Source organism: Enterococcus sp. DIV1758, assembly GCF_051711985.1.
In the GTDB taxonomy this organism is placed as follows: Bacteria; Bacillota; Bacilli; order Lactobacillales; family Enterococcaceae; genus Enterococcus; species Enterococcus faecalis.
Genome location: NZ_JBIOOA010000001.1, coordinates 875,138 through 895,000 on the forward strand (window position 1 = coordinate 875,138; position 19,863 = coordinate 895,000).

13 protein-coding genes, 1 tRNA gene and 2 rRNA genes (1 of these 16 running past the window's edge) are annotated in these 19,863 nt (G+C 38.6%); 14 read left to right on the forward strand and 2 right to left on the reverse strand.

Annotation, left to right across the window (positions count from 1 at the left end):
• Positions 1-62: 62 nt before the first annotated feature.
• On the reverse strand, positions 63-866 hold the full coding sequence (locus IGJ52_RS04385) for a Cof-type HAD-IIB family hydrolase (RefSeq protein ID WP_010775688.1): 804 nt from the start codon (positions 864-866) through the stop codon (positions 63-65).
• Between the two features lie 205 nt (positions 867-1,071).
• Here IGJ52_RS04385 and IGJ52_RS04390 point away from each other — a divergent pair, with 205 nt between their 5' ends.
• From IGJ52_RS04390 to IGJ52_RS04400, 3 genes are all read left to right on the forward strand, one after another.
• The gene (locus IGJ52_RS04390) at positions 1,072-1,647 is read left to right on the forward strand and encodes a DUF1361 domain-containing protein (RefSeq protein WP_002383440.1); all 576 of its coding nucleotides are present in this window, start codon (positions 1,072-1,074) and stop codon (positions 1,645-1,647) included.
• A 151-nt stretch (positions 1,648-1,798) separates the two neighbouring features.
• Positions 1,799-3,205, forward strand: a complete 1,407-nt coding sequence (locus IGJ52_RS04395) for an NCS2 family permease (protein ID WP_002355943.1) — start codon at positions 1,799-1,801, stop codon at positions 3,203-3,205.
• A 208-nt stretch (positions 3,206-3,413) separates the two neighbouring features.
• Positions 3,414-4,610 carry a multidrug efflux MFS transporter gene (locus IGJ52_RS04400; RefSeq protein WP_002381323.1) on the forward strand — a complete coding sequence of 399 codons (1,197 nt, stop codon included), beginning with the start codon at positions 3,414-3,416 and terminating at the stop codon, positions 4,608-4,610.
• Between the two features lie 54 nt (positions 4,611-4,664).
• Here IGJ52_RS04400 and IGJ52_RS04405 read toward each other — a convergent pair whose 3' ends face one another.
• Complete coding sequence (locus IGJ52_RS04405) at positions 4,665-4,850, reverse strand: YjzD family protein (protein ID WP_002355945.1); 186 nt, start codon at positions 4,848-4,850, stop codon at positions 4,665-4,667.
• 117 nt (positions 4,851-4,967) lie between these two features.
• On the opposite strand from IGJ52_RS04405, the gene dnaE reads away from it, so the two are divergent.
• The 11 genes from dnaE to IGJ52_RS04460 all read left to right on the forward strand — a co-directional run.
• On the forward strand, positions 4,968-8,297 hold the full coding sequence (dnaE, locus tag IGJ52_RS04410; RefSeq protein WP_289870126.1) for a DNA polymerase III subunit alpha: 3,330 nt from the start codon (positions 4,968-4,970) through the stop codon (positions 8,295-8,297).
• A 172-nt stretch (positions 8,298-8,469) separates the two neighbouring features.
• Positions 8,470-9,432, forward strand: coding sequence for a 6-phosphofructokinase (pfkA, locus tag IGJ52_RS04415; protein WP_002355947.1), 963 nt, complete (start codon positions 8,470-8,472; stop codon positions 9,430-9,432).
• Between the two features lie 64 nt (positions 9,433-9,496).
• The gene (gene pyk, locus IGJ52_RS04420) at positions 9,497-11,254 is read left to right on the forward strand and encodes a pyruvate kinase (RefSeq protein ID WP_002355949.1); all 1,758 of its coding nucleotides are present in this window, start codon (positions 9,497-9,499) and stop codon (positions 11,252-11,254) included.
• 373 nt (positions 11,255-11,627) lie between these two features.
• Positions 11,628-12,197 carry a YceD family protein gene (locus tag IGJ52_RS04425; RefSeq protein ID WP_002363429.1) on the forward strand — a complete coding sequence of 190 codons (570 nt, stop codon included), beginning with the start codon at positions 11,628-11,630 and terminating at the stop codon, positions 12,195-12,197.
• A gap of 56 nt (positions 12,198-12,253) precedes the next feature.
• On the forward strand, positions 12,254-12,433 hold the full coding sequence (rpmF, locus tag IGJ52_RS04430) for a 50S ribosomal protein L32 (protein WP_002355952.1): 180 nt from the start codon (positions 12,254-12,256) through the stop codon (positions 12,431-12,433).
• A gap of 204 nt (positions 12,434-12,637) precedes the next feature.
• Positions 12,638-14,059, forward strand: coding sequence for an NADP-dependent phosphogluconate dehydrogenase (gene gndA / locus IGJ52_RS04435; protein ID WP_002355953.1), 1,422 nt, complete (start codon positions 12,638-12,640; stop codon positions 14,057-14,059).
• Between the two features lie 157 nt (positions 14,060-14,216).
• On the forward strand, positions 14,217-14,903 hold the full coding sequence (locus IGJ52_RS04440) for a response regulator transcription factor (protein WP_002355954.1): 687 nt from the start codon (positions 14,217-14,219) through the stop codon (positions 14,901-14,903).
• A 10-nt stretch (positions 14,904-14,913) separates the two neighbouring features.
• A complete protein-coding gene (locus tag IGJ52_RS04445) occupies positions 14,914-16,443 on the forward strand; it encodes a HAMP domain-containing sensor histidine kinase (RefSeq protein ID WP_002416339.1) in 1,530 nt (509 codons plus the stop codon).
• 768 nt (positions 16,444-17,211) lie between these two features.
• A 16S ribosomal RNA gene (locus IGJ52_RS04450) occupies positions 17,212-18,772 on the forward strand.
• A gap of 79 nt (positions 18,773-18,851) precedes the next feature.
• Positions 18,852-18,924: transfer RNA gene (locus IGJ52_RS04455), tRNA-Ala, on the forward strand.
• 176 nt (positions 18,925-19,100) lie between these two features.
• A 23S ribosomal RNA gene (locus IGJ52_RS04460) occupies positions 19,101-19,863 on the forward strand (it continues 2,150 nt past the right edge of the window).
• Together the 16S and 23S rRNA genes with 1 tRNA gene alongside form the textbook arrangement of a ribosomal RNA operon.

Below are 19,863 nucleotides of genomic sequence, written 5' to 3' on the forward strand. Positions count from 1 at the left end.
CTTAAGATTATCAGCTAAACCAAAGTGAGTTCTTTTTAAAGAAATACTTTTATTTTAGCCTTTTATAGATCTAAATAATTTTCTAAGTAATCTGCTAAACCATCTTGATCATTTGTTTTTTCAGTGACATCGTTGGCTACGGATTTAATTTTATCCGTGGCATTGTTCATAGCAACACCCCAACCAGCATAACTTAACATTTCTTCGTCATTATGTTCATCGCCAAAAGCAATGATATCAGCTGGTTTGACAGATAAAAAGTTCGCCACTTGATCAACGCCATGGGCCTTTTGAATTCCTTTTGCGACCATTTCTAAAATAGGCATTGGACCGCCCCAAGTGCGGACATCAATATAATCACCATATTGTTTTGTCAATGTATCAGCAACTTTTTCAGCTTGGTTTGGCGTGGTCCGAACCATCATTGAGGTAGGATTGCTTCGTAAATTTTTAGCATTAAGTAAATTATCTAAGGTTGCTTTGGAAGCAAAAAATTTCGGATCGAACCCATCTAACGTATCGATATAAAATGTTTCTTTGTTTTCAGCAGCAACAAAATCTAATTGTAATTCTTTTTTCTGTGCCAAAATGTCAAAGACTAGGTCACGCTCAATATTGGCTTCGCTTTCCAAGTCCCATTTTTTCTCTGGAATGTGGACTAAAGCGCCGTTAAAGTTAACCATAGGGGTCGTTAGGCCAAGTTGTTGGTAAAATTGATGACTCATTCTATAGGGACGTCCAGTGGCAATACTGACATAATGACCGTTGTCAATCGCTTTTTTTAGTGTTTGTTCGGTTTTTGGACTGATTAAAGACTGTGCATTTAATGTTGTGCCGTCTAAATCAATAGCAATTAATTTTTTCAAGTAAAAATTCCTCCTAAATGCCTTTTACTCAGTCTAGCATAAAACCGAAGATTATCAAGGGGAGAAGCATGTTCATTTATAAGGTTTAAAAAAAAGCTTAAGAAGTATGCTACACTAAAATAAACCGTTTGAAAAAGGAGCGCAGAGCATCTTGAAAAATTCTAGAAATTATTTACGAGTGATCACCTTAATCTATTGTATCTATATGTGGTTATTTGCTACGCATTTTCATTTTATGGCGTTGAACGTGTTGTTAGCCTATATTCCAATTGAACTTAGTTATCTTTTAAACGCAGAAAAACGTAAAAGGGATTGGTTGATAGGTTTTGCTTGGTTAATTTTTTATCCTAATGCGCCGTACCTATTTACGGATTTTTTTCATTTAGAAACGCTATCTATTTATCGAGGCTTTAATACGATTTTTGCAAACCAAATTGGTGATTGGTGGGCGTTTGTTTGCTTAACTAGCGGGATTGTTATATATGGACTTTTAGGGATGAAAACAGTAACAACTGTTAGCCAGAAATTGCAAAGTTATTGCGGCTATAGAACAATTATAGGCTTTCAAGCCAGCCTTCATTTCTTGTCTGCTTTGGCGATTTATGTTGGACGTTTTGATCGATTACACAGTGTCTATCTTTTTATGAATCCAATTGAAACAGTGAAAATTATCTTTTTTGACTGGTCCCTTCAAAAATTAATGTTTATTTTATTAATGATGTTTCTACAGATGCTGTTGTTTGGGCTAATCCAATTATTAGGAAAAGAAGAAGCAATGTAAAGCTTTTTCTTTTTTTATATCCGTAAAATACGAACATTATATAGATAAATATATATAATAGTTAATATTTTGTTGTAAAAAGATAGCAATTCTCTTATAATCAAAGAGTAATTATTCGAAAACATGGATTTTAAGGGAGAGAAGTGCAATTATGAATACGTTTTTCAAATTAAAGGAAAACAAGACAACGGTATCAACTGAAATAATGGCGGGGGTTACGACCTTTTTTGCAATGAGTTATATTTTATTTGTTAATCCGTCCATTCTTTCAGAAACAGGGATGCCTTTTCAGGCTGTTTTTTTAGCGACCATTATTGCTTCAATCATCGGTACATTAATTATGGGGCTGTTTGCTAATGTACCTTACGCTCAAGCACCGGGAATGGGACTCAATGCTTTCTTCACGTTTACGGTCGTTTTTGGGATGGGGTATACTTGGCAACAAGCATTAGCAATGGTTTTTATTTGTGGTTTGATTAATATTTTGATTACAGTGACAAAAATTCGCAAAATGATTATTAAAGCAATTCCAGAGAGTTTACAACATGCTATTGGTGGTGGGATTGGAATTTTTGTCGCTTATGTAGGGTTGAAAAATGCTGGCTTACTAAGTTTCACAGTACAAGCAGAACCTCAAAATGGTGTTGTGAATGGTTCGAGTATCGTGCCCGCTTTAGGAAATTTTGATAATCCAGCTATTATTTTGGCGGTAATTGGGTTAGTTTTAACAACGATTTTAGTTGTCACCAATGTTCGTGGGGCTATTTTAATTGGCATTGTGGTTACTACGTTAGTCGCAATTCCAATGGGGGTGGTAGACACTGCTTCGGTTGATTGGCATGCTAATTCGTTGGGCAATTCATTTAAAGAATTAGGTACAACTTTTGGCGCTGCTTTTGGTGCTGAGGGCTTACAGTCATTGTTTAGCGATTCTTCAAAAATTCCTCAAGTTTTAATGACCATTATTGCCTTCAGTTTATCAGATACGTTTGATACAATTGGAACATTTATTGGTACGGGACGTCGAACAGGAATTTTCTCTAAAGAAGATGAATTAGCTTTAGAAGATAGTAAGGGTTTTAGCACTAAAATGGACAAAGCTCTATTTGCAGATGCTATTGCAACATCTATCGGTGCGATTTTTGGTACATCGAATACGACAACTTATGTAGAAAGTGCAGCAGGAATCGGTGCGGGTGGTCGAACAGGTTTAACATCGGTAGTGGTAGCAATTCTATTTGCCCTAAGTAGTCTTTTTTCACCACTTATTGCTATTGTGCCGGCACAAGCTACGGCTCCAGCGTTAATTTTAGTGGGAATTATGATGTTAGCTTCTTTCAAAGACATCAATTGGACGGATTTAGAAGATGCGATTCCAGCATTTTTTGCTTCAATTTTCATGGGATTATGTTATAGCATCTCTTATGGGATTGCTGCTGGGTTCATCTTTTATGCAGTGGTGAAAGTAGTCAAAGGGAAAGCCAAAGAAGTTTCACCAATTATTTGGGTCATTGATGCGTTGTTTATCTTAAACTTTGTAATCTTAGCTATTTTATAGTAAACAGAAGTGAGGCTGAGATAACAGCGGTTAGCTTCGAAGGTGTTGCATTTATTCAGCTATTTATCTTAAGCCCAAGTGTTAAGAAGTCTGGCAGATTGGTCGTTTTGACCGGTCTGCCAGACTTTTTTTAAAAGAATTTTCTTTTGAGAGATTCACTCTTTTAGAGTATAGTGGTAGGTGAAGAGGTGATAAGGTGGATAAAAGTATGAAAATAAAATGGAAGCAGAATTTATTAGTCGCATGGATTGGTTGCTTTTTTACAGGGGCGAGTATTAGCTTAGTTATGCCGTTTATTCCAGTATATGTTGAACAATTAGGGACGCCTAAGAGTCAAGTAGAGTTGTTTTCTGGATTGGCAATTTCTGTCACGGCATTTGCTGCTGCGATTGTTGCGCCGATTTGGGGAAATTTAGCTGATCGAAAAGGTCGGAAAATTATGATGATTCGGGCTGCAGCAGGAATGACGATCACAATGGGGGCGTTAGCGTTTGTCCCTAATGTATACTGGCTGCTGATTATGCGTTTTATGAACGGGATTTTATCCGGCTATATTCCTAACGCAACAGCGATGATTGCGTCGCAGGCGCCAAAAGAGAAAAATGGCTGGGCTCTAGGAACATTATCAACAGGTGCAATTGCTGGGACGTTAATTGCGCCATCGATTGGCGGTGCGTTGGCACAGTGGTTTGGAATGGAAAATGTCTTTATTATTACCGGCGTTATTTTATTCATTACAACGTTGTTGACTATCTTTTTAGTTAAAGAAGATTTTCAACCAGTTGAGAAAAAGGATTTATTAACGACGAAAGAAATTTTTAGTAAGATGGATCATGTTTCAGTATTGATTGGTTTGTTTGTGACTACGTTAATTTTACAATTAGGAATTACAAGTATCAGCCCAATCTTAACGCTGTATATTCGATCTTTAAGTGGCGATACAGAGAATGTATTATTTGTTAGTGGTTTGATTGTTTCGATTGCCGGCGTTTCAGCAATTATTTCTTCTCCAACTTTGGGAAAAATTGGGGACCGCATTGGGAACCAAAAAGTTTTATTAGGCGGATTAATTCTTTCTTTTATTTGTTACATTCCCATGGCGTTTGTGCAAACACCTTTTCAGTTAGGCGTTTTACGATTCCTTTTAGGTTTTTCAACAGGCGCATTAATGCCATCAATTAATACGTTAATTAGTAAAATAACGCCAACGGAGGGCGTAAGTAGAGTTTATAGTTACAATCAGATGTGTAGTAATTTCGGTCAAGTTTTAGGACCGATGGTAGGGTCAACAGTTGCCCATGGTTTTGGCTATTCTTCTGTTTTTCTGGTAACCGCTTGTTTCGTTTTAGGAAACATTGGGTTGTCCTTCTTTAATTTCCGAAAAGTTTTAAATAAAAAGCTCTAAACAGTTGAAAAGATAAAAAAACCAGTTACAATAACTTTAGTAACTGGTTTTTTCTTATTTAACAGGTTTGGTTTCTTTCGGTACTGCAAAGTGTGCAATTAATAAAATAATAACGGCTGTTGCCAACGATAGAATCGTTGTCATTTTAAAGTCGTATGAACCACCAGATAATGCACCGCCGATATATCCAACGACTTGGCCTAATGCGAAGGTCCAGAAAAATACAACAAGATAACGCATATGAGCACCTCTTTTCTAGCTCTTAGTTTAGCATATTTTCTTTAAAAGTAAAGAATCCGCGATAGGAAAATAAGAGAAGAGGCAAAAAATAGCAAGGATTCAAAAAGGAGCTGTCCAATGTCATTTCCACAATTACATACCGTTACTTCCTATTCGCTTTTATCTAGTACGGTTAGGATTCGTTCCTATGTAAAACAAGCGAAAGCGTTAGGTTATCAAACATTAGCGATTACCGATATCAATGTCTTGCATGGGGCGGTTGAATTTTATGAAGCATGCCAAGAAGCGGGAATTCAACCAATTATCGGTTTAAGATTAGAATATACCCCAGCAGAAAAAGAAGGGCATTCCGAATTGCTTTTATTTGCTAAAAATTTAAAAGGGTATCAGCAATTAATGCAACTATCTAGCAGCAAAATGACGACAGAGGGTCCCTTTTACTTAGCAGAACATCAATCCTTATTAAGTGATTTATTTGCCGTGACTTTGTCAGCTAAAGGAGAAGTCGCCCAAACATTTTTTGAAGATGAACAACAAGCGGTTCACGCTTTCCAACAACTTGCTTCATATTTTGATCCCCAGTCGTTATTTGTTGAACATTCTTTTTCAATGAATCAACAACGCAATCCAGCGCTCTTTTCTTTTTACCAAAGAGAACAATTACCTGGCGTGGCTTTGCAAGAGGTACGTCATTTAACAAGGGAAGAAGGCTTTGCCGTAACTGTTCTTGAGAGCATCAAAGAAAATAATCAATTGAATATTACAAGCCAAACACCGGAAATAGAAGGTCTGAATTACTTGCGTGAAGCAGAGACGACGATGGAACAAATGCTTCAAATAGCTGGTGCAGAAGTGGTCCAGAATACGATTCAGCTAGCTGAAAATTGCCGAGTTGACATTCCTTTACATCAAAAATTATTACCGCATTTTCCTGTGCCTGATAATCAAACGGCTGGTTCTTATTTACGCACATTGTGTTTAGAAAAATTACCAGAAAGAGTGCCTCATCTAAATGAAGTTTACCAAAAACGATTAGAAAAAGAGTTAACCATCATTCACAATATGGGCTTTGATGATTACTTTTTAATCGTTTGGGATGTGATGGACTTCTGTCATAACAATCAAATTGTTACAGGCGCTGGCCGAGGTTCAGCTGCGGGCTCTTTAGTGTCCTATGTGTTATCAATTACAGATGTAGATCCAATCAAATATGATTTGCTTTTTGAACGTTTTTTGAATCCAGAACGCTACACGATGCCCGATATTGATTTAGATATTCCTGATAATCGGCGGGAGGAAGTTTTAGCTTATGTCAGTCAAAAATATGGTCATTATCACATGGCGCAAATTGCCACGTTTGGTACGATGGCTGCGAAAATGGTTTTACGGGACGTTGCACGTGTTTTCGGGTTGTCCCAGAGTGAAGCGAATCGTTGGTCGGCAGCTGTCCCAAACAAGCTGAAAATTACGTTAGAAGAAGCGTACCAAGAGTCGAAACGGATGCAAGAATTGGTCAATTTTTCGCCAAATAATCAATTGCTCTATAAAACAGCTGTTCAGCTAGAAGGATTGCCTCGCCATGTTTCTACGCACGCAGCAGGTGTGGTAATTAGTGATGAAAATCTTTTGAATTTGGTTCCGTTACAACCAGGATCGAATGAAATTTTATTGACCCAATTTACTATGAATGATGTTGAAAAAATTGGTCTTCTGAAAATGGATTTCTTGGGCTTAAGAAATTTATCCATCATTGATGATACCCTCACAGCTGTTAAACGCGTCTATAATCAAACCATTCGTTTAAATCAGATTCCATTAGATGACGAAACAACGCTGGCTTTATTTAGAAAAGGGGAAACAAGTGGTGTTTTCCAGTTTGAATCTGCTGGAATTCGGAATGTATTAAGAAAATTAGGACCAACTAGCATTGAAGATATTGCTGCTGTCAATGCCTTGTATCGTCCTGGTCCGATGCAAAATATTGATGTTTTCATCCGCCGGAAAAAAGGCTTGGAACAAATTAGTTATCCAGAGCCTAGTCTCGCCCCCATTTTAGAAAATACGTACGGAATTATTGTTTACCAAGAGCAGATTATGCAAGTTGCTGCGAAAATGGCAGGCTTCTCTTTAGGGCAAGCTGACATTTTACGTCGGGCCATTAGTAAAAAGAAAAAAGATGTGCTAGATGAAGAACGGAATCATTTTGTTAATGGTGCGTTACAACAAGGCTATCCCCAAGAAACAGCTAACCAAGTGTACGATTATATTGAGCGCTTTGCTAATTATGGCTTTAACCGCTCGCATGCATTTGCCTATTCCTTTATTGGTTTTCAAATGGCTTACTTGAAGGTTCATTATCCGAGTGCTTTTTATGTCGCATTGTTGCATTCTGTTCGTCATAATCCAACAAAAATTAAAGAATATATTGGCGAAGCTAGAAAAAACAAGCAGACGATTTTGCAGCCGTCAATTAACCAAAGTCACTACAGCTTTTACCTAAATCAGCAACAGCAAATTTTATTTGGTTTTAGTTCTTTAAAAGGAATCCGCCGAGACTTCATTCAAAATATTTTAAATGAACGCCGAGAAAATGGACCGTACAAAACGTTCGATGAGTTTCTTTTGCGAATTGATCGTAAGTGGTTGAAAGTTGAAAATATCGAACCATTGATTGCCATCGGTGCATTTGACGAAATTGCACCCAATCGCCGTCAATTAGCGGTAGGTTTAGAGAGTAATATCCAAAGTATTCTTCTCAGCGGTGGTAGTATGGATTTGTTAGAAACGTTGAAGCCCAAGGAAGAAGAAATTGCCGATTATCCGTTAGAAGAGCGACTAGAACAAGAAGAACAATATTTAGGGGTCTATTTATCAGGACATCCGACAGAAGAGTTCAAAAAAACACGCTTAGCCAAGCAAACGCAACTTGTTCATGAACTTGTTGAAAATCAGCCCACGAAATTATTGATTTATGTCAAAAACATTCGGACGATTCGGACCAAAAAGGGAGAACAAATGGCCTTTGTTGATGGGGATGATACAACAGGAAGTATTTCACTAACGTTGTTCCCAACTGTTTTTCGCCAGTTAAGACAGAGTGTCGAGAAAGGGCAAGTTTATTATGTGGAAGGAAAAGTGGAACGCAGTACGTACAATCAAGAATTGCAAATATTGGTTCAACGAATAGAAAAAGCGCAACAAGTAGAAACATCAATTAGTGACGAAACGTGTTTTATCAGAATTACAAAAGATGTCGAACAAACGGACGTTTTTCAGAAAATGAAAGAGGTACTCAGTCGTCACGCTGGACACATTCCAGTGATTGTCTATTTTGAAAAAACAGGAAAGAAAATAGTATTAAATGAAGAAAATTGGGTCGCTCATACAAGCGCTAGTCAGCGACAATTAGCTTACGTTTTAGGTGAGCAAAACGTCATTTTCAAATGATTTACGGTAAAAAATACTAGTTGTTTTCAACTTTTTTCATTTTTTTCTTCTTAACTCAAGACATTTTGGTTCTTTAATGGTAAAATGAATGACGTAATATTTTTGTATATCAATTTTTGCGAAAAGGTTTCTTTTGGCAGTTGAAAGTATATTATATGAGGTGAAATAGCGAATGAAACGCATTGGTATTTTAACCAGCGGGGGAGATGCCCCTGGAATGAACGCTGCAATTCGTGCAGTCGTACGCAAAAGTATTTTTGATGGAATCGAAGTTTACGGTATTAACTATGGATTTGCCGGTTTAGTCGCAGGCGACATCCGTCGTTTAGATGTTGCTGACGTTGGCGATAAGATTCAACGTGGTGGAACATTCTTGTATTCTGCTCGTTATCCTGAATTTGCTACTGAAGAAGGGCAATTAAAAGGAATCGAACAATTGAAAAAATTCGGTATTGAAGGCTTAGTTGTTATTGGTGGAGACGGTTCTTATCATGGCGCAATGGCTTTGACAAAACGTGGTTTCCCCGCTGTTGGAATTCCTGGAACGATTGATAATGATATTCCTGGAACAGATTTCACAATCGGTTTTGATACAGCGATTAACACTGTTTTGGAATCAATTGACCGAATTCGTGATACAGCAACTTCTCATGTTCGTACATTCGTTATCGAAGTAATGGGACGTAACGCTGGTGATATCGCATTGTGGTCAGGCGTGGCAGGCGGAGCAGATGAAATCATTATTCCTGAACATGATTTTGATATGAAAAACGTTGCCAAACGCATTCAAGAAGGCCGCGACCGCGGGAAAAAACATTGCTTAATCATTTTAGCAGAAGGCGTAATGGGCGGAAATGAATTTGCTGATAAACTTTCTGAATACGGTGATTTCCATACGCGTGTATCAATTTTAGGACACGTGGTTCGTGGGGGCTCGCCAAGTGCTCGTGACCGTGTATTAGCAAGTAAATTTGGGTCATATGCTGTTGAACTTCTAAAAGAAGGTAAAGGCGGTTTATGTATCGGTATGTTAGATAACCAAGTAGTTGCAGCTGATATTATTGACACGTTAGAAAACAATAAACACAAACCAGATTTATCTCTTTATGAGTTAAATCATGAAATTTCTTTTTAATCTTGTATATTAGCTAATCTTATTAGCTTTGTATAAACAAATTTGGAATAGGAGCGTTTTAGTAATGAAAAAAACGAAAATCGTATGTACGATTGGACCAGCTAGTGAATCCGTTGATATGCTAGTAAACTTAATTAATGCAGGTATGAATGTTTGCCGTTTGAACTTTTCACATGGTGACTACGAAGAGCATGGTGCTCGTATTAAAAACATTCGTGAAGCTGTAAAAATTACAGGGAAACGCGTAGCGATCTTACTAGATACAAAAGGTCCTGAAATCCGCACAAATGACATGGAAAATGGCGCAATCACAATGAAAATTGGTGATTCAGTACGTATTTCTATGACAGAAGTTTTAGGAACAAATGAAAAATTCTCAATCACTTATCCAGAATTAATCAATGATGTAAACGTAGGTTCACACATTCTTTTAGATGATGGTTTAATCGATTTAGAAGTAACTGATATCGACCGTGATGCAAACGAAATCGTAACAGTTGTTAAAAACGAAGGCGTCTTGAAAAACAAAAAAGGCGTTAACGTACCAGGCGTTTCTGTAAACTTACCAGGGATCACTGAAAAAGATGCTAACGATATCCGTTTCGGAATTGGTCAAGGAATTGACTTTATTGCAGCTAGCTTCGTTCGTCGTGCTTCTGACGTTTTAGAAATCACTAAAATTTTAGAAGAAGAAAACGCAACACACATCCAAATCATTCCTAAAATCGAAAACCAAGAAGGTATCGATAATATCGATGAAATCTTAAAAGTTTCTGATGGTTTAATGGTTGCTCGTGGTGACATGGGTGTTGAAATTCCAACAGAAGATGTTCCAGTTGTCCAAAAAGCTTTAATTAAAAAATGTAATGCTTTAGGTAAACCAGTTATCACTGCAACACAAATGTTAGATTCAATGCAACGTAACCCACGTCCAACACGTGCGGAAGCAAATGACGTAGCAAACGCAATCTACGATGGAACAGATGCAGTAATGTTATCAGGCGAAACTGCAGCAGGGGATTACCCATTAGAAGCTGTTCAAACAATGGCTCGTATTGCAGTTCGTACAGAAGAAACATTAGTTAACCAAGATTCATTCGCATTGAAATTATATAGCAAAACAGATATGACTGAAGCAATCGGACAATCTGTTGGCCATACAGCACGTAACTTGGGTATCCAAACAATCGTTGCGGCAACAGAATCAGGCCATACAGCACGTATGATCTCTAAATACCGTCCAAAAGCACATATCGTTGCAATTACGTTCTCAGAACAAAAAGCACGTAGCTTATCATTATCATGGGGTGTTTACGCAACAGTTGCTGACAAACCATCAAGCACAGATGAAATGTTTAATTTAGCTTCAAAAGTATCACAAGAAGAAGGTTATGCTTCAGAAGGTGATTTAATCATTATCACTGCTGGTGTTCCAGTTGGCGAAAAAGGCACAACAAACTTAATGAAAATTCAAATGATCGGTTCTAAATTAGTTCAAGGTCAAGGTGTCGGCGAAGAAGCAATTATTGCAAAAGCCGTTGTTGCAGGAACTGCTGAAGAAGCAGTTGCTAAAGCGACTGAAGGAGCTATTTTAGTTACAAAAACAACAGATAAAGAATATATGCCTGCAATTGAAAAAGCATCAGCATTAGTTGTTGAAGAAGGTGGTTTAACTTCTCATGCAGCTGTTGTAGCGATTGCACAAAATATTCCAGTTATCGTAGGTGCTGCAGATGCAACATCATTAATTAATAATGACGAAGTGATTACTGTTGATCCTCGTCGTGGTATTGTTTACCGCGGAGCAACAACAGCTATCTAAGTCTAATTAATTCAATCATTTGATTTTAAGCAATATGTACTCGGACGCAAAGCTGGGACAAACCGATTCGTCAGTTTGTCTCAGCTTTTTTTACAAGGAAGACAGTAGTACGAAATGTTCAGAAAACACGTATTCAGTAAATAAAGAGTTGGGCGCAAATAGTAAAGTTATGTCTGAGTTTTAAATTATTTATGTTATTTCACACAAAAATTTTGTTATTTAATTAAATAAGCGCTAAGTTATCTTCAACAGAAAAACAATTATAAAAAAAACGAAAGAAAAACAGGAAATAAGAAAGGGCTGTCAAGAAAATTTCATTGACAAAGCTTTCATACCCCTGTATAATAGCTTTTGTTGCTTAGGAGTGATAATTATGAAGTGGTCTTTGTTAGAATTAAATAAATACAAAGAAGAGCCGCTAGTGTTTTCAGAAACATTGCATCTTAAAGAAGAGCTTCTTCAACGAGATGATACCTTGTTGGATGTAAGTCCAATCAAAGTAGAAGGCTTATTAGCAGTCAATAAATCAGAATATTTACTTCATTACACTATTCAGGTAACTGTAACCGTTCCTTCATCCCGTTCTTTAGAACCTGTGGCTTTGCCAATGCAAATCACGGTCGATGAAGTCTTTATGACAAAAGAACAAATGGATACAAGAGATGAACGATTTGCAGCTGAAGAGATTATTTTATTGGACAAGCCAACAATTGATTTAGATGAATCTGTCGAAGACAACATTCTATTGTCCATTCCAATTCAAGTGCTTACAGAAGAAGAACAAAACAGTCAAGAAATGCCAAGTGGCAATGACTGGGAAGTGATTTCAGAAGAAGCATATTTGGAAAGTAAGCAGAAAGCAGCAGAACAAACAGTGGATCCTCGTCTGGCTAAACTATCAGAATTACTCAGCGATAATGCTGAAGAGGAAGATAACAGCTAGGTTGGAATATATTGTGTATGTAAATACACGCATCTTTACAAGGAGGTGGAACAACAATGGCAGTACCAGCTAGAAGAACTTCTAAAGCGAAAAAAGCAAAACGTCGCACACACTACAAATTAACAATCAAAGGCTTAAATGCATGCTCAAACTGTGGTGAAATGAAAAAAAGCCATCACGTATGTCCAGCATGTGGTCACTACGATGGAAAAGACGTAATGTCTAAAGAAGCATAAGCATAAAAACATTTTTTGAAATGTTGAATCCCCTAGGCTAACCATGGAGCCTAGGGGATTTGTATTTTTTTAAGAAAATATGAAGAAATTGGAAATTTATTGGCACTATATTGTTTTCATATGAAAGATAGTGCGTTATAATAGTGAGGATTATAAGAGAATGCTCATAGAATTTTCGTTGATTATAATATAGGAGGTCATAAAATGACAAAACAACAATTTGGCGTAGTCGGCATGGCTGTCATGGGAAAAAATCTTGCTTTAAACATTGAAAGCAGAGGCTATACAGTTGCGCTGTATAACCGTACAGGATCAAAAACAACAGAAGTGGTTGAAGAACATCCTGACAAAAACTTTCAAGCAACATACTCAATTGAGGAATTTGTGAATGCAATTGAAAAACCTCGTCGAATTATGTTGATGGTTAAAGCTGGACCTGCAACAGATGCGACAATCCAAGAATTGTTACCACACCTTGATAAAGGCGATATCTTAATTGATGGCGGTAATACGTTCTTCAAAGACACAATGCGACGTAATGAAGAACTAGCAAACTCAGGAATTAACTTTATTGGTACTGGCGTTTCTGGCGGAGAAGAAGGAGCCTTGAAAGGACCATCTATCATGCCTGGCGGACAAAAAGAAGCGTATGAGTTAGTTGCGCCAATTCTTGAAAAAATTTCAGCTAAAGCAGAAGACGGTGAACCATGTGTGACTTACATTGGCCCAAATGGTGCTGGACATTATGTAAAAATGGTTCATAATGGGATTGAATATGGGGACATGCAATTAATTGCTGAATCCTACGATTTAATGAAACAAATCTTAGGTTTATCTGTTGATGAAATGGCAGAGATTTTCAAAGAATGGAACGAAGGCGAATTAGACAGTTACCTTATTGAGATCACGGCTGACATTTTGACACGTAAAGATGATGAAGGAACCGACCAACCAATCGTTGATGTTATTCTTGATGCAGCAGGCAACAAAGGAACAGGTAAATGGACAAGCCAAAGTGCGTTAGATCTTGGCGTACCATTACCATTAATTACAGAATCAGTATTTGCACGTTTTATTTCGGCTTACAAAGAAGAACGCGTAAAAGCAAGTGGCATTTTATCAAAACCTGCAGCCTTTAACTTTGCAGGCGATAAAAAAGAATTGATTGAAAAAATTCGCGAAGCATTATACTTTAGTAAATTAATGAGTTATGCGCAAGGTTTTGCACAACTCCGTGCAGCTTCTGAAGAATACGGATGGGATTTACCATTTGGTGAAATTGCAAAAATCTGGCGAGCAGGTTGCATTATCCGTGCACAATTCTTACAAAAAATTACCGATGCATATGAAAAAAATCCAGCACTTGAAAACTTGTTGTTAGATGAATACTTCGTAGAAATTACGAAAAAATATCAACAAGCCGTTCGTGAAGTTGTTGCGATTGCTGTTCAAGCAGGTGTTCCTGTACCAACATTCTCATCTGCAATTGCTTATTACGATTCTTATCGTTCAGATCGCTTACCAGCGAATTTAATTCAAGCACAACGTGATTACTTCGGTGCTCATACGTACGAACGCACAGACAAAGAAGGAATCTACCATTATAGCTGGTACAACGAAGAATAAACACGCTGGAGACCATGAGTGTGGCTCACCATGCTCATGGTTTTACTGTGGCTTAAAAAAGAACCAGACAGATTGAGTAGTAATTCTCTAATAAGTAGTAAGGAATAAAAAGGTTGAGCTTGAGTATAGCTTTTAAAGAGAAAGGACAATTAATCAAATGAGCAACATTTTAATTATTGAAGATGAAAAGAACTTAGCGAGATTCGTTGAGCTTGAATTAAAACATGAGGGGTATACGACAGAAGTACACTACAATGGTCGTACAGGATTGGAAGCCGCTCTTAACAACGAATGGGATGCTATCCTTCTTGATTTGATGTTACCAGAATTGAATGGATTAGAAGTATGTCGCCGTGTTCGCCAAGTGAAAAATACACCAATTATTATGATGACTGCGCGTGATTCAGTAATTGACCGTGTTTCTGGTTTAGACCATGGAGCGGATGATTATATTGTTAAACCATTTGCAATTGAAGAATTGTTAGCTCGTTTACGTGCGTTACTTCGTCGTATTGATATTGAGGGCGATAAAAACGTTGCAAAACAAACAACGATTACATATCGTGACTTAACAATTGAAAAAGAAAATCGTGTCGTTCGTCGTAATTCTGAAATGATTGAATTAACAAAACGCGAATACGAATTACTATTAACGCTAATGGAAAACGTGAACGTTGTCTTGGCACGTGATGTGTTACTAAATAAAGTTTGGGGCTATGAAACAGAAGTAGAAACAAACGTTGTGGATGTATATATCCGCTACTTGCGAAATAAAATTGACGTACCTGGAGAAGAAAGCTACATCCAAACTGTCCGTGGAACTGGCTACGTTATGCGTTCGTGAGAACTAATTAATGAAAAGAACGATTAAAAAAGAACTGGAAGGCCCATCTTTAACTATAAAGTGGGCTTTCGCAAGTTCTTTCTTTATATTTGTAGTTTTTACCATTTTTGCGGTGATTACCTATAAGTCTTCTGTCAGTCTTATTGTTGCCAAAGAAAAGGAAAATGTCGAAGCAACGATTGCAGAAGTAACAAATCGATTAGCTAATGCCAATGAAAATTTAACGGTAACAGACGTTTTTGACTATTTAAAAACGCCGAGTGAAAGAGATGAAAACTACTATAATAAGCATACAGCAGTAGAAGGTTCGTTTATGGAAATGGACAGTTTCATATCTGAACTAGGACAACCAGAACTTTATTTATCTGTGTATGACACAAACCAAAAGCTAGTTTTTAAAACGCAAAATGAATATGATAAGTTATTACAATTGGATCGACAATTACCTGTTGTTCGAACTGTTTTTGATAAAACCGGTTTTTATTCCGTGGAACCTATTTTTTCAAAAGAAACACGAGAAAAGATTGGCTATATTCAAGCGTTTTATGAACTTTCTTCTTTTTATGAAATTCGTAATCATTTATTATTAACACTTGTAGTTTTAGAAGTGATTTCTCTGATTGTAAGTAGTGTCTTAGGCTTTATCCTCTCTTCTTATTTCTTAAAACCATTAAAAGTATTGAGAGACACGATGGATACAATCCGCAAAGACCCGCAATCAGATGTCCACATGCCGGAGATTAATACGAGAGATGAGTTAGCAGATATCTCGGAAATCTTTAATGAAATGTTAGATCGTATGAGACGCTACATCGAACAACAAGAGCAGTTTGTTGAAGATGTTTCCCATGAATTAAGAACGCCCGTTGCGATTATGGAAGGCCATTTAAACCTTTTAAATCGTTGGGGGAAAGACGATCCTGAAATTTTAGATGAATCATTAAAGGCCAGTTTACAAGAAATTAGTCGTATGAAGAGTTTGGTCCAAGAAATGCTTGACCTTTCACGCGCTGAACAAGTGGACACCCAATATGCAAATGAACGAACAGATGCTAAACAAGTAGTCTACCAAGTATTTAATAACTTCCAATTGGTTTATCCTGAGTTTCATATCACATTAGATGACGATTTACCAACCGAAGTTGAACTGAAAATCTATCGTAATCACTTTGAACAATTGCTAATTATTCTATTAGATAATGCGATTAAATATTCAACAGATCGAAAAGAAGTGCATATTTCCATTTCTCGAACGATGAATGAATTTGAAATAGCTGTGCAAGATTTTGGTGAAGGAATCACTGAAGAAGACTTGGAGAAAATATTTGATCGATTCTACCGAGTAGATAAAGCCCGTGCAAGAAATAAAGGTGGTAATGGCTTAGGTCTATCGATTGCAAAACAATTAGTCGAAAACTATAAAGGACGTATTGATGCAGAAAGCGTATTGCATCAAGGAACGATCTTTAGAATTTTTATTCCAATCGCTGGAATAAAAGAAGAGGAGGTCGGGACAGAACCGTTTAGCTCCGAGAAATAAGAAGAAATTTCCGAAAATTGCTCTTTAATTTTTGGAGAATTTCGGCTTATTTCCGAAGGAGTTGGTTCTGTTCCCGCCGTTTATCAGTTTTTGAGCGTGGAGCAAAAATCCAAAGTGATTTTTGTCCCACGCTTTTTTTTTACGAATGATTAACGAACATTTCAGTAAGAGAAAAGGGATTATAAGATAAAGAAACGAATGTTTTCTTTGCAGAAAATATTCATCGTTCGAAATTGAAAAAAATGTTATTTTTCTGCAAAATAATAGTTGCGTTTTAGAAAAATCCTTGGTATATTAATATCTGTTCTGACAAACAGTTTGTTAAGAAAAAAGTTTTAAAAAGTTGAAAATTTTTCTTGACGAAAAGATAAATAACATGTTAGAATAACAAAGTCGTTAAAGAGATTGCTTTTAAATCAATCATTTGATCAAAAAAACTTGTTATAAAATAACAAAAAAGTTTTAAAAAGTTGTTGACAAACAACTGAGATAATGATAAGATATAGAAGTTGTCACAACAGACAACAACAACCAAGCAAAACAACTTAAAAAAACTTTTTTAAAAAAGTTCTTGACATTCAAACGAAAGTTTGTTATGATATAAAAGTTGCTGCGAGGTAACGTAGACCTTTGAAAACTGAACAAAGAATAGACGAACCAAATGTGTAGGGCGTCTTGATTCAATTCAAGACAACAAACATTTTTAACAAGCAAGCAATATGCTAGCAAACAAATTGAGCTTAACAATCGCAAGATTGTTCTAACTTTTATTATGAGAGTTTGATCCTGGCTCAGGACGAACGCTGGCGGCGTGCCTAATACATGCAAGTCGAACGCTTCTTTCCTCCCGAGTGCTTGCACTCAATTGGAAAGAGGAGTGGCGGACGGGTGAGTAACACGTGGGTAACCTACCCATCAGAGGGGGATAACACTTGGAAACAGGTGCTAATACCGCATAACAGTTTATGCCGCATGGCATAAGAGTGAAAGGCGCTTTCGGGTGTCGCTGATGGATGGACCCGCGGTGCATTAGCTAGTTGGTGAGGTAACGGCTCACCAAGGCCACGATGCATAGCCGACCTGAGAGGGTGATCGGCCACACTGGGACTGAGACACGGCCCAGACTCCTACGGGAGGCAGCAGTAGGGAATCTTCGGCAATGGACGAAAGTCTGACCGAGCAACGCCGCGTGAGTGAAGAAGGTTTTCGGATCGTAAAACTCTGTTGTTAGAGAAGAACAAGGACGTTAGTAACTGAACGTCCCCTGACGGTATCTAACCAGAAAGCCACGGCTAACTACGTGCCAGCAGCCGCGGTAATACGTAGGTGGCAAGCGTTGTCCGGATTTATTGGGCGTAAAGCGAGCGCAGGCGGTTTCTTAAGTCTGATGTGAAAGCCCCCGGCTCAACCGGGGAGGGTCATTGGAAACTGGGAGACTTGAGTGCAGAAGAGGAGAGTGGAATTCCATGTGTAGCGGTGAAATGCGTAGATATATGGAGGAACACCAGTGGCGAAGGCGGCTCTCTGGTCTGTAACTGACGCTGAGGCTCGAAAGCGTGGGGAGCAAACAGGATTAGATACCCTGGTAGTCCACGCCGTAAACGATGAGTGCTAAGTGTTGGAGGGTTTCCGCCCTTCAGTGCTGCAGCAAACGCATTAAGCACTCCGCCTGGGGAGTACGACCGCAAGGTTGAAACTCAAAGGAATTGACGGGGGCCCGCACAAGCGGTGGAGCATGTGGTTTAATTCGAAGCAACGCGAAGAACCTTACCAGGTCTTGACATCCTTTGACCACTCTAGAGATAGAGCTTTCCCTTCGGGGACAAAGTGACAGGTGGTGCATGGTTGTCGTCAGCTCGTGTCGTGAGATGTTGGGTTAAGTCCCGCAACGAGCGCAACCCTTATTGTTAGTTGCCATCATTTAGTTGGGCACTCTAGCGAGACTGCCGGTGACAAACCGGAGGAAGGTGGGGATGACGTCAAATCATCATGCCCCTTATGACCTGGGCTACACACGTGCTACAATGGGAAGTACAACGAGTCGCTAGACCGCGAGGTCATGCAAATCTCTTAAAGCTTCTCTCAGTTCGGATTGCAGGCTGCAACTCGCCTGCATGAAGCCGGAATCGCTAGTAATCGCGGATCAGCACGCCGCGGTGAATACGTTCCCGGGCCTTGTACACACCGCCCGTCACACCACGAGAGTTTGTAACACCCGAAGTCGGTGAGGTAACCTTTTTGGAGCCAGCCGCCTAAGGTGGGATAGATGATTGGGGTGAAGTCGTAACAAGGTAGCCGTATCGGAAGGTGCGGCTGGATCACCTCCTTTCTAAGGAATATTACGGAAATACACATTTCGTCTTTACTTTGTTCAGTTTTGAGAGGTCTACTCTCAATCAAATAAGTTCGGGGCCTTAGCTCAGCTGGGAGAGCGCCTGCTTTGCACGCAGGAGGTCAGCGGTTCGATCCCGCTAGGCTCCATTGATAGCTTTTGCTATCAGATTCGTTCATTGAAAACTGGATATTGAAGTAAAAAGAATCAAAACAAACCGAGAACACCGCGTTGAATGAGTTTTTTAATAAGTTCAATTGCTTATTTATTGATTAACCTTCTATCGCTAGAAGAAGTGATCAAGACCCAACCGTAAGGTTGATAAGGTTAAGTGAATAAGGGCGCACGGTGGATGCCTTGGCACTAGGAGCCGATGAAGGACGGGACTAACACCGATATGCTTTGGGGAGCTGTAAGTAAGCTATGATCCAGAGATTTCCGAATGGGGGAACCCAATATCTTTTATAGGATATTACTTTTCAGTGAATACATAGCTGATTAGAGGTAGACGCAGAGAACTGAAACATCTTAGTACCTGCAGGAAGAGAAAGAAAATTCGATTCCCTGAGTAGCGGCGAGCGAAACGGGAAGAGCCCAAACCAACAAGCTTGCTTGTTGGGGTTGTAGGACTCCAATATGGTAGTCTGTTAGTATAGTTGAAGGATTTGGAAAATTCCGCTAAAGAGGGTGAAAGCCCCGTAGACGAAATGCTGACAACACCTAGGAGGATCCTGAGTACGGCGGAACACGAGAAATTCCGTCGGAATCCGCGGGGACCATCCCGCAAGGCTAAATACTCCCTAGTGACCGATAGTGAACCAGTACCGTGAGGGAAAGGTGAAAAGCACCCCGGAAGGGGAGTGAAATAGATCCTGAAACCGTGTGCCTACAACAAGTCAAAGCTCGTTAATGAGTGATGGCGTGCCTTTTGTAGAATGAACCGGCGAGTTACGATTGCATGCGAGGTTAAGTCGAAGAGACGGAGCCGCAGCGAAAGCGAGTCTGAATAGGGCGAATGAGTATGTAGTCGTAGACCCGAAACCATGTGATCTACCCATGTCCAGGTTGAAGGTGCGGTAAAACGCACT

Excerpts from the sequence above, each read along its gene's own strand:
- gndA (WP_002355953.1), top strand. The coding sequence starts at position 12,638 with ATGACAAAACAACAATTTGGCGTAGTCGGCATGGCTGTCATGGGAAAA.
- IGJ52_RS04395 (WP_002355943.1), top strand. The coding sequence starts at position 1,799 with ATGAATACGTTTTTCAAATTAAAGGAAAACAAGACAACGGTATCAACT.
- IGJ52_RS04425 (WP_002363429.1), top strand. The coding sequence starts at position 11,628 with ATGAAGTGGTCTTTGTTAGAATTAAATAAATACAAAGAAGAGCCGCTA.
- IGJ52_RS04445 (WP_002416339.1), top strand. The coding sequence starts at position 14,914 with ATGAAAAGAACGATTAAAAAAGAACTGGAAGGCCCATCTTTAACTATA.
- dnaE (WP_289870126.1), top strand. The coding sequence starts at position 4,968 with ATGTCATTTCCACAATTACATACCGTTACTTCCTATTCGCTTTTATCT.
- IGJ52_RS04405 (WP_002355945.1), bottom strand. The coding sequence starts at position 4,850 with ATGCGTTATCTTGTTGTATTTTTCTGGACCTTCGCATTAGGCCAAGTC.
- IGJ52_RS04400 (WP_002381323.1), top strand. The coding sequence starts at position 3,414 with ATGAAAATAAAATGGAAGCAGAATTTATTAGTCGCATGGATTGGTTGC.
- rpmF (WP_002355952.1), top strand. The coding sequence starts at position 12,254 with ATGGCAGTACCAGCTAGAAGAACTTCTAAAGCGAAAAAAGCAAAACGT.
- IGJ52_RS04390 (WP_002383440.1), top strand. The coding sequence starts at position 1,072 with ATGTGGTTATTTGCTACGCATTTTCATTTTATGGCGTTGAACGTGTTG.
- pyk (WP_002355949.1), top strand. The coding sequence starts at position 9,497 with ATGAAAAAAACGAAAATCGTATGTACGATTGGACCAGCTAGTGAATCC.
- pfkA (WP_002355947.1), top strand. The coding sequence starts at position 8,470 with ATGAAACGCATTGGTATTTTAACCAGCGGGGGAGATGCCCCTGGAATG.
- IGJ52_RS04440 (WP_002355954.1), top strand. The coding sequence starts at position 14,217 with ATGAGCAACATTTTAATTATTGAAGATGAAAAGAACTTAGCGAGATTC.